Here is a 14,161-nt window from a genome sequence, read left to right as displayed (position 1 = left end):
GGGAGGAAAAGGCTTTCATTGTAGAATTAACTGATTATATTATAACGCCAAATTTTTTGTGTTGATAGATTTAAACTGTGTCAAACTTATTTAACACAGTTAAGTCTAGGATAAGTTTTTAGCTCAAGGCCAAGATACAAGAAAAACTCCGCCAATTTCCTACTTAAAAAGAAAAAGTCCAGCCCTAATGAGGCTGAACTCCTTTCTGAAAAACCACTGTTAAAAGCTTTTATCTTATGCCGGAGCATTCTCCTTGTCCAGCATATCCAAAATGCTATGCAACCAGTCGTGGATGTTATTGACGATGGTTAGGTATTTCATTGTATTGCTCCGAAGCTCACGGACAAAGGCAATCATCTGATCTTTTTCCGTATTTTTCTTAAAGGCCATTGCCGTCACTGAGCGACGGGCAATACTGAAACCTTTTTTTAGATCTTCTTCTTCAAAAGATGAAAAGAAGAAATCCAGTTGGTTATGCAGCTTCACCATCTTTTCATGGACAAAAAGCAGCATTTGAAGACGTTCGTCATCCTGTGTCGCTTCGTCGTCAAAGCGAGCAGCAATACTACCAACCGTCGCCCGAACATATTCTACCATCATCTCGGTCTGAAATTGTACAACATCATAGACTTTTTCCAGATTATCAATATTGGCAATGACATCTTCTTTTTCAGCTGTATCCTCTTGTTCAGAGAGAATCTTGATGATTTCTACATCCTCTTGCTCAGCCTGGCGCTGTTGTCCAAATGTGTCGTTAAAGATTGGCTCAAATGCTGTTAAAGCATTGCTAAATTCTTTTCTAATATCCATGTTTCTCCTCTTCCTGCTCTCGTATGATAAAATAGAACAAGAATATAATTTTTATTCCTATTATTTTTAACACTTTTTAGGAAATAAGGCAAACCATGACATATAATAATGAACGTTTCGACAGGCAAGTCCGTGTCGGAAGAATCGGGCAAGACGGGCAAGAAAAGCTTTCGAGCTCCCATGTTCTCATCATCGGTGCAGGAGGTCTTGGCAGCAATGTCGCTGAGCAACTGACCCGTGCCGGAATTGGGCGCATCAGTCTCTTTGATGACGATCGAATAGAGCTCAGCAACTTGCAAAGGCAAAGCCTTTACAAAAACAGTGACCTTGACCGCCTAAAGGTAGAGGCTAGCAAAGAAGCACTTCTTGCAATCAATCCTGATTTGACAATTGATGTCTACTCAGAAAAATTTGAAGCTGAGCATTTTGAGAACTTTTCAGAAGTTGATCTTGTGCTCGACTGTACGGATAATTTCCTTGCAAGACAGGCCATTAATGACTTCTGCCTTTATTATCATCTTCCCTTTGTTTTTGCATCAGCTGCTGGCACAAACGGGCAAGTCATGGCGATAAAGCCCGGGCAAAACTCGCCATGCTTGAGCTGTGTTTTCCCTGACTTACTGGAGCTTGAGAAAGACTGTGAAACCTTAGGAGTAATTACCCCACTTCTTCCACTCATTGCTTCTTTAGAAGTCTCTCTTGCCTTCCAAATTCTTATCGAACCTGAAAAAGTCGACTGGGAAAGCCTTCATATCGTAGATGCTTGGAGGCTCAGTATTGATAAGTTCAAAGTCAAGAAGCGAGATAATTGTGAAGCTTGTCAAGTTCAAAGTCAAAATAATAAGGTGAAATTTGATAAGAGCTGTGGCGGTGTCTATCAGGCAATATTTTCAAGCTTTGATAATGACAAGTGGCTAGCCTATTGTGAAAGTCAAGACTGGCCACTTAAACGCAATCCTATTGCCAGCCGGATTAGTATTGATGAAGAGCGCAGTATTACTGCTTTCCGGACAGGCCGTCTCCTCTTCTATCAATTTGAAGAAAACGACGCCAAAGCGTTACTAGAAGGAGTCATCGCCAATGTCTGAAAAAATCGAATTAAAAATCGCCGTTTTGACAATTTCAGATACTAGAAACTTTGATAATGACAGCTCTGGTGATGAAATTACTCAACAACTTCAACAAGAAGTCACTAGGAAAATTGTTAAAGACGACATTCTAGAAATCCAAAAAGCAATCAAGTCCTGGCCAGACTTTGACGTCATCATCTGCAATGGCGGCACAGGCATTGCAAAACGTGATGTGACTTTTGAAGCCCTCAGTCCTTTTATCAGTCAAGAAATTCCAGGCTTCGGAGAGCTCTTCCGGATGCTGAGTTTTCAAGATATTGGAAGTCACGCTATTGCTTCACGCGCCACTGCATTTTTCACAAAACAAGACCAACTCATCTTTGCTCTTCCCGGCTCAACAGCTGCTGTAAAGCTTGCTATGGAAGAAATTATCAATAAAGAAGTCTATCACCTCATCAAGGAAAGAAGAAAATAATGCCTCAAAACATCACTGACGGAGACCTTCAAAAACTTCTACACATTGCTCTCCAAAGCCTAGCTATCCAAAAGACACTTCTTGAAAATCAAGTCGCAGAGCTCAACAAAGAAATGCGCACTCTGGAACGTGATGATGAGCTTGAAAAGCTTGATCACAGCATTCTGCTTATCTCAAGAGACTATGACCACTACAAGGCCATGCTGGACCCGACCATCAAGATTGACCTTGAAAATTACTACGATTAGTCAGCTTAAGTATTTTTTAATCTTAATTTGTTAGTATAATTAAAACGCTTTAGAAAGGCCGTCACATGAAACGTCACTTCAAATTTCTCGCCCTCACAGCAGTCGCCCTCTCTGGCCTCTCACTGGTTGCCTGCTCAAACAAGGCTAACCAGGCTTCTGATGACAATGACCCGGCCGTCCATCTTCATTACTCTGCTGCGGCCAGCCTCCAAAAGTCACTGACCAAGGCCTATGCCAACTTTGAAAAAACGCATCCTAAAATTAAAATTGACTTTGATTTTTCAGGATCTGGTGCCGTCCGTGAAAAGGTCGAGGCCGGAGCCCCGATTGATGCAGTCTTTTTGGCTTCAAAGGCCGATACAGAAAAGCTGACCAGCTCTAAGAAAGCCACTGAGGCTCAGGCAGTCCTCGGCAACAGCCTAGTGATGATTGCAAATAAAAATTCGGATATTGAAGAAGCTGACAGCATCACTGATACATTGAAGACTGCCCAAAAAATCGCCATCGGCGAGCCTGCTACCGTCCCTGCCGGCAAATACGCTGAAGAAAGCCTGGACAAGCTCGGCCTCTTATCCAGCCTCAAGTCTAAGTTTGTCCAGGCCTCAGACGTGACCCAGGTCCTCTCCTACGTCGCTGCTGGTAATGCTGATGTCGGCTTTGTCTACAAGACTGACGCCATGAACAATAAGAATGTTAAAATTTTAGCGACAGTGCCAGAAAATCTTCATGAAAAAATCAGTTATTATACAGCGACTGTGACGACGACTAAATATAATAGCCAGGTCAAGGTCTTTAATGACTATCTATCGAGTCCTAAGGCTCAGAAGATTTTTGCCAGTTATGGATTTAGTAAGAAATAAAAAATGAAGGCAAATTTTTGCCTCATTTTTATTTACAAAAAATTTGATAAATTACAAGTTCAAGTTAAGCAGCCAAACTCATCTCAAGTGAACGCTTATAACCAAAGACAAATTTATAGCAAAGACAAACTGATGTGAATTAAAAAAAAGCCCTCACAGGCTTTTCTTCTCTTCAAACAGCTCTTTCGCTATCCGAATCCCATTCAAGACCCGGGGAAAGCCACTATAAGGAATCAGATGAATGAAGGCTTCAAGAATCTCTTCCACTGTCCAGCCTGTGTTCAAGGCCCCTTGAATATGAATCTTGAGCTGAGGGGCGGTATCACCCTGACTGACTAGATTCGTAATGGTAATCATCTCCCGCATCTTTATATCTAAAACTGGCCGGTCAATCACGTCCTCAAAAGCTCTCTGAGTCCAATCATCAACGATAGGAGCCAGGTCCTTCAAACTCTCTGTGACCAGGTCACTATTGGCCTTACCAATCACTTCAATCCTGGTCTTTAGACCTCTTTCATATGTCATCACTATTTTCTCCTTTCATGTGATATAATCATTATAAACCCTCAAGTTAACTTGATAGCAAGGCATAAGATGAAAAAGAACTATAAAATTTCAGAAATTGCGGACTTGACTGGTTTTTCAGTAGCCACCCTTCGCTATTATGAAGAAATCGGTCTTATTAAGCCACAGAGAAATCAGAGCAATTACCGGAGCTTTAGTGAGCAAGACCTCTCCTGGCTAGAATTTATACAAAAGGCAAAGGCTACTGGCATGTCATTAGATAAAATTCTCGAATATTCTCATCTCAGAGAGCAGGGCGACAGCACGATAGAGGCCCGCCTCCTTCTACTCGATGAGCAAGAAGGCTTACTACAAGCTAAAATCCAAGAACTCCAAGGGCATATCGCCTTTATCCAAAACAAGAAAAAGTCCTATCAAGACTATCAAAACCAAGACTTATGACCCCCATCATTCACTCGCTCATCGTCAGTAGCATCGCCACAGCCATCGCCTTCATCCTCATGCTCCCCCTGGCCTATCTGGGGGCCTTTAAGCGATACGCCGGCAAGTGGCTCGTCGAAAGCCTGCTTCTGCTCCCTCTGGTCCTGCCACCTACTGTGGTCGGCCTTTACCTTCTCCAGGCCTTTGGCCACTACGGCTTGCTCGGCCAGGCTCTTAACTTTTTTAATCTGACCATCATCTTTAATTTGTCAGGAGCCGTGATTGCCAGTAGCATCATCATCCTGCCTTTGGTCTATCAGGGTCTAAAGTCGGCCATGGCTGCAGTCCCTAAAAATCTGATTGATGTCGCTGCCACACTTTCTGCCAGCCCTTTTGAGGTCCTCTTTCGAGTGATTCTACCCAACTGTTGGCCGGCTGTTCTGGCTAGCATCCTGCTATCCTTTTCCCGGGCTCTGGGCGAGTTTGGGGCCAGTCTGATGGTGGCTGGCTACATTCCTGGCAAGACGGACACGATTGCCAATGCCATCTATTTTGCCGTTCAAAATGGAGAGGATACACGGGCCCTCCAGCTGAGCCTTGTCAACGTCCTCTTTGGCCTGCTCGTCCTTTCGATGATCTACGCCTTGACCAATAGGAGAAAAATATCATGAGCTTGTCTGTAAAAATTCATCATCAACTCTATCCTGAACGGCTGGATTTTGAGGCTGAGCTCGACCAGCTCATCACAGGGATTTCTGCCCCTTCTGGTGCTGGTAAGACGACCATCCTCAATATCATCGCCGGCCTGACCCGGGCTGACCAGGCTGAGATTTCCTTTCAAGGTCAGGTCTGGGAGGACAGGAAAGCCTTTGTTCCCGCCCACAAACGGAATCTTGCCTATGTTATGCAGGAGGTCGCTCTCTTTCCCAACATGAATGTGCTTGATAATGTCGCCTTTTCGAGAAGAACAAAAGAAAAGGCTTCACTGGGCGAAGACCTTAATTTAATTGAAAAATTAGCCCAAGAGCTCTCGATTGAGGCCTTTCTCCATCAGCCCATCCAGAAGCTCTCTGGCGGACAAAAACAGCGGGTGGCATTGGCCCGGGCCCTCTATAGCCAGCCCAGCCTCTTATTACTAGATGAGCCTTTTAACGGGCTCGATGAGGCAACGACTGAACAAAGCATGGCCCTCATCAAAGGCATCATCCTAGAGGCTCAGATTCCGACCCTGATTGTCTCCCATCGCAAGAGCGAGCTTGAGGCCCTCTGCGACGACATCATTAGTATTACTAAAAAAGCCTGACAATCAGGCTTTTTTCTTATCAAATTCCCGCTCTACGAAATAGCCAGCCAGCCAGATGGCTAGGAGAATCCCTAGCATCCCGACGAGCATGGCGGCTAGGTCAGCCATAAGAAGCTTTGAATTAAGAATCTCAGAAAGCTTATAATGCAGGCGGACAAACCAGAGGACCAGGCCGACAGATGAGCCGAGGAGGCCGAAGAAAAGCGTGTTGACGGCTGTCCCCAGGATCTGCTGGCTGATGATCAGTCGCTGATTGCGGAACTGGCTGAGGGTCATGGCCTCGTCCTGCTCGATGACCTCAAAGAGGTTGGCAGTCAGTGCCATAGCGGCTTCGGCCACAGCTCCAATCATCGAGATGACAATGACAACGATGGCAATATTAGAAAAATTAACGCCTATGGCAGTCGATAGTTCTTCTAATTCTTCTGTATCTTCAATGGCAAAGCCTTGAAACTGGCCCAGGTACTGGAGGAGGACGACTAGGGCCAGCAGACTCAGCATGACAATCAGACTGCTCTTGAAGGCGATATCCGTAGTCTCAGCCTCTTCTGATGACAAAAAGATGGCGACAGCCAGGATAATCAACGAGAAGACAATGACGACCAGGATAGCGTTGAAGCCCAGGGCAATCAGACTAATCATGACAATAATCAGGCCAAAATTGATGGCCAGGCCAAAGAGATTTCGCAAGCCCTCTTTTTTTGAAACAAAGAGCATCAAGAGGACCAAGATAGCTAAGAGGACAATGAAGCTATTCATGGGCAAGACCCTCCTTTCTGGCTAGGGCAAGGCTGACGACCAAAGCTGTGACCGGCACAGCAAGGACGATACCAATGGCCGAAATGACCGTCTGCAAAAGGCCGAGATTCAGGGCGACCGTTGCGATATATGACCAGCTGTTGCCGTTTCTCAAAAGAAGGACGGTCAGCGGGATGGTCTCTGCCATGAAAATCATGAAGAGGATGTTGGTCAGCGTGCCGACGATTTCCTGACCAATGTTAATACCAGACTGGAAATACTGGCCCTGGCTCATGACTTGGCCATTGAGGTCGTTCTGCCGTTTGAGTCCAAAGAGGCCGGCCACGATGTCGCCCGTCCCGTCCATAATGGCCCCTAAAACCGAGATAATCGCACCTACAAAGAAGAACTGACTTGGATTTTGGGTCACATAATTCAGATATTCAAAGTGAACACCAGCATTGCACGTCAAATGAAGGACTATGCCCGTCAGGCCAAAGGTCAGAAGACAGGTCAGGACGGTCGTCAGGAGACTATAGAGCATCTGCCTGGTCGCCCCCAGCACAAAGTAAAGCGAGCTGGCTGCAAATGCCAGGGCCAGGAGGGAGAAAATCAGAATCACATTAGAGCTGGCCAGATGAATGTCAAAGAGGAGGGCCACAATGAAGTAAAGGAGATTCAGCAGAAGGCTGGCAAGTAGCAAGAGGCTAGCCTTCCAGCGGACAAAGCTCAGGAGCAGGCCGATAAAAAGGACTGCCAGTGCAAGAATCACAGCATCCCGCTTTTGGCCGACAATCTGGAATTGTGTATTATCATGAGAGGCCTTAAGCAAGAGCTTCTGTCCAGACCGATAAAGCTGGCCAGTGACCTGGGATTGGGGGACAGTATTCGTAATTTCGAGTACTTTGCCCTTCTTCCCTGTGTTTAAGAGCTTGATTTCTAAGACTTGCTGGACATTCACATCCCGGTTATTAAAACTGTCAGTAATCCTAGCTTTTTCGCTGGACCTGACCTGAATGACCTGGCCGACAGGCTCCTGATAAAGGAAGCTGTTTTGCTCCACAATAAAAAAGACAGCTACTGCAAGCAGTATGGGAATGATAAATTTTTTTAGAATAAATTTAATCATAATCTGTCTTTCTTAGATAAGGAATATCAGGGCTAGAATCGTCAGAATAAAGAGGAGGGCGAAGGCAATGATCAAGCCGACCGGATACTTACTGACAGCCTGGTCCTGACCAATGATAAAGCCAAGACTGGCCGTTTCTTGATTGGGCAGGCGAATTAACTGTGGATAGTCCAGGGTCTGCGTATTATTCAAGAGGCGGACGCTGGTCTTTGTCGGATTGGGATTGCTGAGCTTAAAGCGGTAATTGCCAGCTTCCAAGTCAGTAATAATCGGAAGGCTGATGTCTTCAGCCGGAATATCCAGGCGAGGGAGTTCCTGCTTATCGACAGTCTGCCAGCCCTCTGCCGTCTGCTTTTGAATCTCCAACTTGAGCTTGCCTGTGCTTGCTGTCTCCCAGATGATCTGGTCGGCAGGCACAGGGAGCTTAAAGGCTTGGGTCAGGCTCTCGCCCGGCTTCATCCAATAGTCGTAGAGCTCATAGCCATAGCTCTCCGTCGAGTGTTGCTGGGAATTGACGACGATTTTCTGCTTGGGCTGGACTTGCATTACCGTGGCCATTAAAATGACAGAAAGCAGAGAGAGTCCTGCCATAATCCAGGGAAGGGCAAGCTTCTTCTTGTTAGGCTCAAAGACCGCTTCATTCAGGCCAAAAAGATTTGGCAAGGACATGGCGACCGCTATCAAAAGCAGTCCAAAGGTCATAAATTGATAGCGGGGCTTGACCTCCCAGAGCAGGCTGTGAAAGAGGCTGATGCCCATGATGCTCAAGAGCAGGAAGCCGTAAAGAGAAACCACGTCCTCGCGTTTTTTCCATAGCGTCAGCACAATCGCAAGCAAGAGAACAGCCATCAGGGCCTTGGCATAGGTCATCCAGAAGATGTTGATGGCTCCGATGTTTTGAATCAGGAAAGCAGGACCGTGCGTCCAGTTGTAGCTTGCTGAAAAGAGGGTGTAGTCCGTCCCCGTCGCAAAGGTCCCGCTGGACCATAGGGTCGCAAACTTGACGACAAAGAGGGGAATGATGAGAATATTATAATCTTTTAGACGCTGGACAATCCCTGCAATATCAGCTTCTTTAGCCGTCGCAAAACCTGGGTGATAGAGGGTATAATCTCGGTCTGTCGGTGTCCATTCGCCACCCGACCTAAGATTCAGCCCCTCATAGAGCCAGTTCCAGATGGGAAAGACATGGGGATTATTGAGGTCATAGCCGACAGCGGATGCAATGCCCTGATTGGCAAGGACAGCAAGGACAATCCCTAGGACTGAGCCGAGAATCATGAGGAAGCTGATTTTTACCAAAGGCTGGTATTTGCCCTGCTTTTTCCAGGCCAAAAGGCCAATGATGGCAAGGGCTACCATGATTACGACTGCATTGGGCCGGGTCAGGTAGGCAAAGGCAAAGGCAAAGGCCGTCCCAATGAACCCAGCCAAGCTTAGCCGTCCCCGCCCCAAGGAGCGGTCCAGAATCCAGGCCATGACCGCCAGGCTCAGCATAGCAATCCCGTCAGAATAGGCGACATTGAGCAAGAAGCCATACATCGGAGCCATGGTCAAGAGCAGGGCCATCATGAAGACAGCAAGGCTCGCCTTCTTCTTCCAAATAATCCGCATGACCAGGAGCCAGAGGCTGGAATTGATCAGAATATTAAAAGTATAGAAAATCGCATAATATGACAGATGAGTCAGGCCGGCCATCTTGATAAAGAGCATGTAGAGGGCAACCAGAGGCACCAGGTTGGGATACATCTGAATCCAGATATCCCAGCTCCTGCCTCCTTCTATCAGCCGGGTCGCCTGGGCCTGGATGTGCCAGGGATCACCAAAGACACCGGCGTGGGAAAGGTTGATGACCAGGACCTGCAAGATGACAAAGGCAAGGAAAAGCCCGATGAAGACCTTTTTGAGCCTTGAAACAGAACTGTCTTCAAGCTTTCTATAAAGCCAACGCAGGCCAAAAAAGAGACCAACTGCAAGAATCATCACAGACAGGGGCTCTACAAAGCCAACATCTGAAAAAGGCTGGAGGAGCATGAAGACAAAGGCCAGTCCAAAGAGAACCAGCAGGCTCTTCTGCATGATGCTAGCGAGTCTTTCCATTAGCATGGCTTGCCCCCTCCTTCTCCTGCTTTTTTGCTCGTCTTCCCTTCAAAAAATCTACCAGGCCCATGCTGGCCAAGGCCACCATGATTGGCGTGAAGTTATAAAGGTAGCGGGAATTGGCCTCCCAGATGAGGAGAAAGCCAGCGAGACCGACCACTGCAAGGCCAAGGATAAACCATTCCGTCTTGCGTTTCCGCCAGAGACTCAGGCCGATTTCATACCACATCAGTGGCACCAGGGCAAGCCAATAAAGCATCTGGGCGGTCCGGGTAAAGAGCCAGCCTGTGATATTGCCGACATGGGGATTTGGCTCCCAGGTCGTGTAGTCAAAGAAGTAATTGATAAGGGGATTGGCGTGGCGATAGGTATAGAAGAAATCGTTGAGGTCGCCGTTAAACCAGGTGTAGACGATTTTCCGGCCAAGCTGACGGAGGAAGCCTCCGATGCCCTCTTGCTTGAGATTATCAATCAAGAGCTCACGGTCGGCTGTCTGCCGGGCCGTCTTGTCTTCAAAGCTCATCGAATACTCAAGAACAGCGTGGTTGTAGCCACCAGTCTTATTATCCGGAGCAAAAGACATGGTCACCCAGTGGAGGAGAGGCAGGTTGTATCTGGCATTGGCCGTCTCTGTAAAGGCAGGCTCTGAGTGGATCACGGCCTTAGCCATGCTGTTGGTCGCAAAGAAGGTCACGACGAGCAAAGGCAGGACGATGAGCAACTGCTTCCACTTTTTATTTAGGAGCAGGTAAATCAGGGCTGCAACAAGGACAATCGCCACGGTTGGCTTGATGACATAGCCGACAAAGATGAAGACGAGGGCCAAGAGCCAGAAGAGGATTTGCTTAGGCAGAGACTCTGCCCGCAAGGCCCATACCATAAAGAGGAGGCCAAAGACCACAAAGGGAAGACTGGCCGTATCAGTATAGAGCTGGGCCCCAAAGATGATAAATGGCCAGAAACCAAAGGCAGCGACGTTAAAGAGGAGGGCATACTTCTTCTCTGAAATCGTCTTGACAATGTTAGACATGGCCAGGACTGAAGCTGAAGTCAGAGCTGCTCCGACCGCTGTCATAGCCCAAATTGGCGGGAAGAAATCCGTCATTGGCCCAAAGACTCTATTTAGGATAATCGCATAAAACTGCTGGTTGGCATAGGTCAGGTAGTACTGGAGGCCGGAAAGGTCGCCGTAGCCCTGTGTGAAGGGCAGATGGCTAAAACTGGCTCCCTTCAAGGTCGTGATATTCCGGTAGAGCTGGAAAAAGTCCCAGTTATGGGCAGAATCCGGCACCCAGATGATAAAAAAGAAGGGGAGGACAAAAAGGAGACCGGCTAAAATCCAGCTACTTCGCTTGTAGAAGCTGTTTAGCCCTTCTTCTGCCATACCTTCTACTGCCTTGGCCGTCCTGTAAATAAAGACCAGATAACTAGCAGAAATCACCATGAGGATATTCCCCATGATGACTGCTAGAATATTTTTCATGGCCCAATGCCGGGTCATAAAGAAGATGAAAATGTTCACGCCGATGAGAATCAGGGCAAAAATCCCCGCCCAAATCAGCTTCAGACGCTTATTTTGTGCTTCTTTTGAATTCAACATGATTATCCTTTAAGACTTCTTCGAGAAGTTTATTTGAACGGCCCATGACAAAATAATGATAGTCCTTGCCCATATAGACGAAGTTCAGGCTATTTTTCTTCAGGCGGACATGGCTGATATAGGCCAGGTCAATATTGACCATGCCAAGCCGGAAATCCCGGGTAAAATAGAGATGGTGCTTGCTGGCAAAGAATCGCCGTTGCCGGATTAAGAAATAGAGATAGGCAATGATTAAGACCATGAGGAAGGCCGTCAACCAGTTGAACTGAAGGTTATTCTCATAATAGAGGACCTGCTCAAAAGAAAGGAGAATGACCCACCAGATCCAAGCGACCTTGAACTGGTTATGAAGTGGTTGAAAATATCCAGATTCCATGTGGACCTCCTTTACTTTTTAGTCGTTGAGCTAGGGGCAGTTGCTGATGAAGTCGCTGTCCCGGCATTTTGCGTTATTTTTTCTTGGGCGAGCTTGGAGAGCTGGTCTTTAAGAATCGGTTCATTGGTCTCAAAGAGGCTCTGAGTGCTGATACCGTGGTTTTCAGACAAGAGTGACGTAGACTTGGCCTTCAGGTCTTCTTGCTCCTTGGTCAGGCGTTTGTTGGTCGCAGACTTAGTATAGCTGTAATCTCCAGCGTCAACTGGCTTGAAGCCTGCTGGTGTATAGAAGCGGAGCAGATCGCCTGTGTTGAGCGTGTCAGACATGTCAAGCAAAGTATTAACCTTCTCTTGGACAGACTTGACATAGGCCTTCTGCTGTTCATTGAGCGTGATTGGCTGGCCGGTCTTCGTATCATAGTAGACATTGTCGGTCGCAGAGGCCTTGGTTATAGATGGTGTCACGAAGCCCCGGTTTCTGAGGGCAACGAAGGACTGGCGATTCTTGGCCAAAAGGTCCTGACCAAACTGGATGTAGTTGTTGGTCGAGATGCCAAGCAGGTGCTCAAGGGTTGGCATTACATCGATTTCCCCTGCATACTCGCTGGAAATCTTACCATCGGTGTGGCCTGGAATATCGACCATGAAAGGCACCCGCTGGAGCATGGTATTATCAAAGTCAGTCCAGTTTTCAGGGTCTTTGCCGAGGGCCTGGGCGAAGTATTTAGTATCAGCCCCAGAAACCCCGTAGTGGTCGCCGTAGAGGACGATGACAGACTTATCATAGAGGCCGGATTTCTTCAGGTAGTTGAAGAATTCTTGGACCGACTGGTCGAGATAGTGGGCAGTGACAAAGTAATTGTCGACCAGGGCGTTGCCGGTGTTGGTCGTCTTAAACTTAGGGTCTTGCTCGTCAGGTTCGATGCCGGTGTAAGGCGTGTGGTTGCTGACAGTCAGATACTTGGTATAGAAGGGCTGCTGGAGTTGTTCCAGATATGGAATCGAGTCAGCAAAGAGGTACTTGTCTTTGACCCCCCAGGCCGTCGAGTTTTGACTGTTTGGCTCGAAGAAGGACTGGTCAAAGAAGTTTTGATAGCCCATGTTTCGGTAGACATTGATACGATTATAGAAACTACCGACATTACCGTGGAAGACGGCAGATGAGTAGCCCTCGTTTTGCTTCAAGATAGCAGGCATGGCCTGGAAGGTCTGCGTACTACCCGACTGAGTAAAGAGAGAGCCGGTAGAAAGGCCAAAAGTCGAGGTCTCCAGCATGTTTTCAGCGTCTGAGGTCTTGCCTTGGCCAACCTGGTTGAAGAAATTGCTAAAGGCGTAGACAGAGCCACCTGTACCCTTATTGTTATAGAGGGAATTGAGGAAAGGCGTGACTTCTTGTCCATTGATTTTGAGGTCGATCAGGTCCTGTTGGAAGGACTCCAGATGAATCATGATGACATTGCGGTTTTTAGCAATGCCGAAGGTGCTGGCGTTTGGAGCCAGATAGCGGTCAGCCTTAATATATTCTTGGACCTTGGTAAAGTCAGATTTTGAGGCGAGTGCCCGGGTTTGATTTGCCACATGGGTGTACCAGCCATTGGTAAAGAGCCAGGGGCCAAGGCCGAGATAGCGGACGACATAGGTGTCATCATACTGGGCCTGGCGTGAGACCAGACGGTGCTCGGTCATGTCGCCCCCCCAGAAGGTCAGGCCAAAGACCATGAGTGAAACAGAGAAGTATTTGAAGGCCTGGAAGGCTCCGATATGGCGGTCATCCATCTTGATTTTCTTGAAGGCAAAGAGGACAACAACAATGATGATGTCAATCCAGAAGGCCAAATCATAGAGGTGGACAGGGATGGAATCGAGGGCAAAACCCTTGCCAACCATACCTGCCCCACCTGAGATGGTGTTAATAGAAAGATAGTCAGAAAACTCACGGAAGTAAAGGACGTTCCCGTAGACCAGGAGGCTCCCCAGCAGGTTCCAGATGAGCGTGGCCAGGTAAAAGAGCTGGCTCCGCTTGATAAAGAGGCTGGTGGCCAGGAAGAAGGCCGTGAAGCCGAGGGGATTCACAATCATTAAAAGGTAGTCAGCCAGGTTTTCACTGTGGAGACCTTTGAACACCAAAAAATAGGCCAGCATGGTTTTAATCCAGATGAAAAGAATGGAATAACCGATGATGCCTAGTCTTGTATTAAAGCTGTGTATGAGTTTTTTCAAGGTAAAGTCCTCAATGTTATCATTTTTCTGTAAAATTAATCAAATATAGATATACTACAATTTTACCATATTAGGTTGAAATGCTTCTTAAATCTGCAAATAGTGGGTGACTGGTTCCTTTATAAGTGGACGTTTCGTTCCGGAAATCCGCTCGGATGCAGTGGACCCGCAAGCGAAGCCTCCGGCTTCCATTGCTAAGTTCGGAGCCCTACGGTCTCCAAACTTGCCTTTTTCACTACTTCCGAGCGGATTTCCTGCACTTCACTTGGGGCATATAGATTGCACCTT

15 protein-coding genes are annotated in these 14,161 nt (G+C 47.2%); 7 read left to right on the top strand and 8 right to left on the bottom strand.

Annotation, left to right across the window (positions count from 1 at the left end):
* Positions 1–234 precede the first annotated feature (234 nt).
* A complete protein-coding gene (locus NtB2_RS04190) occupies positions 235–810 on the bottom strand; it encodes a hypothetical protein (protein WP_109245695.1) in 576 nt (191 codons plus the stop codon).
* Positions 811–905: 95 nt separating this feature from the next.
* On the opposite strand from NtB2_RS04190, the gene NtB2_RS04185 reads away from it, so the two are divergent.
* The 4 genes from NtB2_RS04185 (at position 906) to modA (ending at position 3,463) form a co-directional block, all read left to right on the top strand.
* A complete protein-coding gene (locus tag NtB2_RS04185) occupies positions 906–1,898 on the top strand; it encodes a HesA/MoeB/ThiF family protein (RefSeq protein ID WP_109245694.1) in 993 nt (330 codons plus the stop codon).
* A complete protein-coding gene (locus tag NtB2_RS04180) occupies positions 1,891–2,355 on the top strand; it encodes a MogA/MoaB family molybdenum cofactor biosynthesis protein (RefSeq protein WP_109245693.1) in 465 nt (154 codons plus the stop codon). The genes NtB2_RS04185 and NtB2_RS04180 overlap by 8 nt, the downstream gene beginning before the upstream one ends.
* Entirely contained in the window at positions 2,355–2,603 is a 249-nt protein-coding gene (locus NtB2_RS04175) for a hypothetical protein (RefSeq protein ID WP_109245692.1), read from the top strand. The genes NtB2_RS04180 and NtB2_RS04175 overlap by 1 nt, the downstream gene beginning before the upstream one ends.
* Positions 2,604–2,668: 65 nt before the next feature.
* On the top strand, positions 2,669–3,463 hold the full coding sequence (modA, locus tag NtB2_RS04170) for a molybdate ABC transporter substrate-binding protein (protein WP_109245691.1): 795 nt from the start codon (positions 2,669–2,671) through the stop codon (positions 3,461–3,463).
* Positions 3,464–3,616: 153 nt separating this feature from the next.
* Here modA and NtB2_RS04165 read toward each other — a convergent pair whose 3' ends face one another.
* Positions 3,617–3,988, bottom strand: a complete 372-nt coding sequence (locus tag NtB2_RS04165) for a carboxymuconolactone decarboxylase family protein (protein WP_109245690.1) — start codon at positions 3,986–3,988, stop codon at positions 3,617–3,619.
* A gap of 69 nt (positions 3,989–4,057) precedes the next feature.
* Between NtB2_RS04165 and NtB2_RS04160 the strand changes: the two genes are divergently transcribed.
* The 3 genes from NtB2_RS04160 to NtB2_RS04150 are packed head-to-tail and all read left to right on the top strand — an operon-like array spanning position 4,058 to position 5,711.
* Positions 4,058–4,429 carry a MerR family transcriptional regulator gene (locus tag NtB2_RS04160; protein ID WP_109245689.1) on the top strand — a complete coding sequence of 124 codons (372 nt, stop codon included), beginning with the start codon at positions 4,058–4,060 and terminating at the stop codon, positions 4,427–4,429.
* Positions 4,426–5,079 (top strand): molybdate ABC transporter permease subunit, encoded by a 654-nt coding sequence (gene modB / locus NtB2_RS04155; protein ID WP_109245688.1) that lies wholly within the window; start codon positions 4,426–4,428, stop codon positions 5,077–5,079. Before NtB2_RS04160 ends, modB begins: the two co-directional genes overlap by 4 nt.
* Positions 5,076–5,711 (top strand): ATP-binding cassette domain-containing protein, encoded by a 636-nt coding sequence (locus tag NtB2_RS04150; RefSeq protein WP_109245687.1) that lies wholly within the window; start codon positions 5,076–5,078, stop codon positions 5,709–5,711. The genes modB and NtB2_RS04150 overlap by 4 nt, the downstream gene beginning before the upstream one ends.
* A gap of 3 nt (positions 5,712–5,714) precedes the next feature.
* On the opposite strand, the gene NtB2_RS04145 is transcribed toward NtB2_RS04150, so the two are convergent.
* Genes NtB2_RS04145 through NtB2_RS04120 form a run of 6 tightly spaced genes read right to left on the bottom strand, consistent with a single transcriptional unit; the run spans position 5,715 to position 13,873 of the window.
* Positions 5,715–6,470, bottom strand: coding sequence for a YibE/F family protein (locus tag NtB2_RS04145; RefSeq protein WP_109245686.1), 756 nt, complete (start codon positions 6,468–6,470; stop codon positions 5,715–5,717).
* Positions 6,463–7,578 (bottom strand): YibE/F family protein, encoded by a 1,116-nt coding sequence (locus tag NtB2_RS04140; protein WP_109245685.1) that lies wholly within the window; start codon positions 7,576–7,578, stop codon positions 6,463–6,465. Before NtB2_RS04140 ends, NtB2_RS04145 begins: the two co-directional genes overlap by 8 nt.
* 12 nt (positions 7,579–7,590) lie before the next feature.
* A complete protein-coding gene (locus NtB2_RS04135) occupies positions 7,591–9,684 on the bottom strand; it encodes a hypothetical protein (RefSeq protein WP_125194948.1) in 2,094 nt (697 codons plus the stop codon).
* Positions 9,662–11,278: a glycosyltransferase family protein gene (locus tag NtB2_RS04130; RefSeq protein ID WP_225867045.1), complete on the bottom strand. Its 1,617-nt coding sequence runs from the start codon at positions 11,276–11,278 to the stop codon at positions 9,662–9,664. The genes NtB2_RS04135 and NtB2_RS04130 overlap by 23 nt, the downstream gene beginning before the upstream one ends.
* Positions 11,250–11,654 (bottom strand): EbsA family protein, encoded by a 405-nt coding sequence (locus NtB2_RS04125; protein ID WP_109245683.1) that lies wholly within the window; start codon positions 11,652–11,654, stop codon positions 11,250–11,252. Before NtB2_RS04125 ends, NtB2_RS04130 begins: the two co-directional genes overlap by 29 nt.
* 11 nt (positions 11,655–11,665) lie before the next feature.
* Entirely contained in the window at positions 11,666–13,873 is a 2,208-nt protein-coding gene (locus NtB2_RS04120) for an LTA synthase family protein (RefSeq protein WP_501161720.1), read from the bottom strand.
* Between the last annotated feature and the right edge of the window lie 288 nt (positions 13,874–14,161).

Source organism: Lactococcus termiticola, from assembly GCF_003116835.1.
Lineage (GTDB): Bacteria > Bacillota > Bacilli > Lactobacillales > Streptococcaceae > Lactococcus > Lactococcus termiticola.
This window is presented reverse-complemented; position numbering and strand designations above follow the sequence as displayed.

Excerpts from the sequence above, each read along its gene's own strand:
- NtB2_RS04190 (WP_109245695.1), bottom strand. The coding sequence starts at position 810 with ATGGATATTAGAAAAGAATTTAGCAATGCTTTAACAGCATTTGAGCCA.
- NtB2_RS04185 (WP_109245694.1), top strand. The coding sequence starts at position 906 with ATGACATATAATAATGAACGTTTCGACAGGCAAGTCCGTGTCGGAAGA.
- NtB2_RS04180 (WP_109245693.1), top strand. The coding sequence starts at position 1,891 with ATGTCTGAAAAAATCGAATTAAAAATCGCCGTTTTGACAATTTCAGAT.
- NtB2_RS04175 (WP_109245692.1), top strand. The coding sequence starts at position 2,355 with ATGCCTCAAAACATCACTGACGGAGACCTTCAAAAACTTCTACACATT.
- modA (WP_109245691.1), top strand. The coding sequence starts at position 2,669 with ATGAAACGTCACTTCAAATTTCTCGCCCTCACAGCAGTCGCCCTCTCT.
- NtB2_RS04165 (WP_109245690.1), bottom strand. The coding sequence starts at position 3,988 with ATGACATATGAAAGAGGTCTAAAGACCAGGATTGAAGTGATTGGTAAG.
- NtB2_RS04160 (WP_109245689.1), top strand. The coding sequence starts at position 4,058 with ATGAAAAAGAACTATAAAATTTCAGAAATTGCGGACTTGACTGGTTTT.
- modB (WP_109245688.1), top strand. The coding sequence starts at position 4,426 with ATGACCCCCATCATTCACTCGCTCATCGTCAGTAGCATCGCCACAGCC.
- NtB2_RS04150 (WP_109245687.1), top strand. The coding sequence starts at position 5,076 with ATGAGCTTGTCTGTAAAAATTCATCATCAACTCTATCCTGAACGGCTG.
- NtB2_RS04145 (WP_109245686.1), bottom strand. The coding sequence starts at position 6,470 with ATGAATAGCTTCATTGTCCTCTTAGCTATCTTGGTCCTCTTGATGCTC.
- NtB2_RS04140 (WP_109245685.1), bottom strand. The coding sequence starts at position 7,578 with ATGATTAAATTTATTCTAAAAAAATTTATCATTCCCATACTGCTTGCA.
- NtB2_RS04135 (WP_125194948.1), bottom strand. The coding sequence starts at position 9,684 with ATGCTAATGGAAAGACTCGCTAGCATCATGCAGAAGAGCCTGCTGGTT.
- NtB2_RS04130 (WP_225867045.1), bottom strand. The coding sequence starts at position 11,278 with ATGTTGAATTCAAAAGAAGCACAAAATAAGCGTCTGAAGCTGATTTGG.
- NtB2_RS04125 (WP_109245683.1), bottom strand. The coding sequence starts at position 11,654 with ATGGAATCTGGATATTTTCAACCACTTCATAACCAGTTCAAGGTCGCT.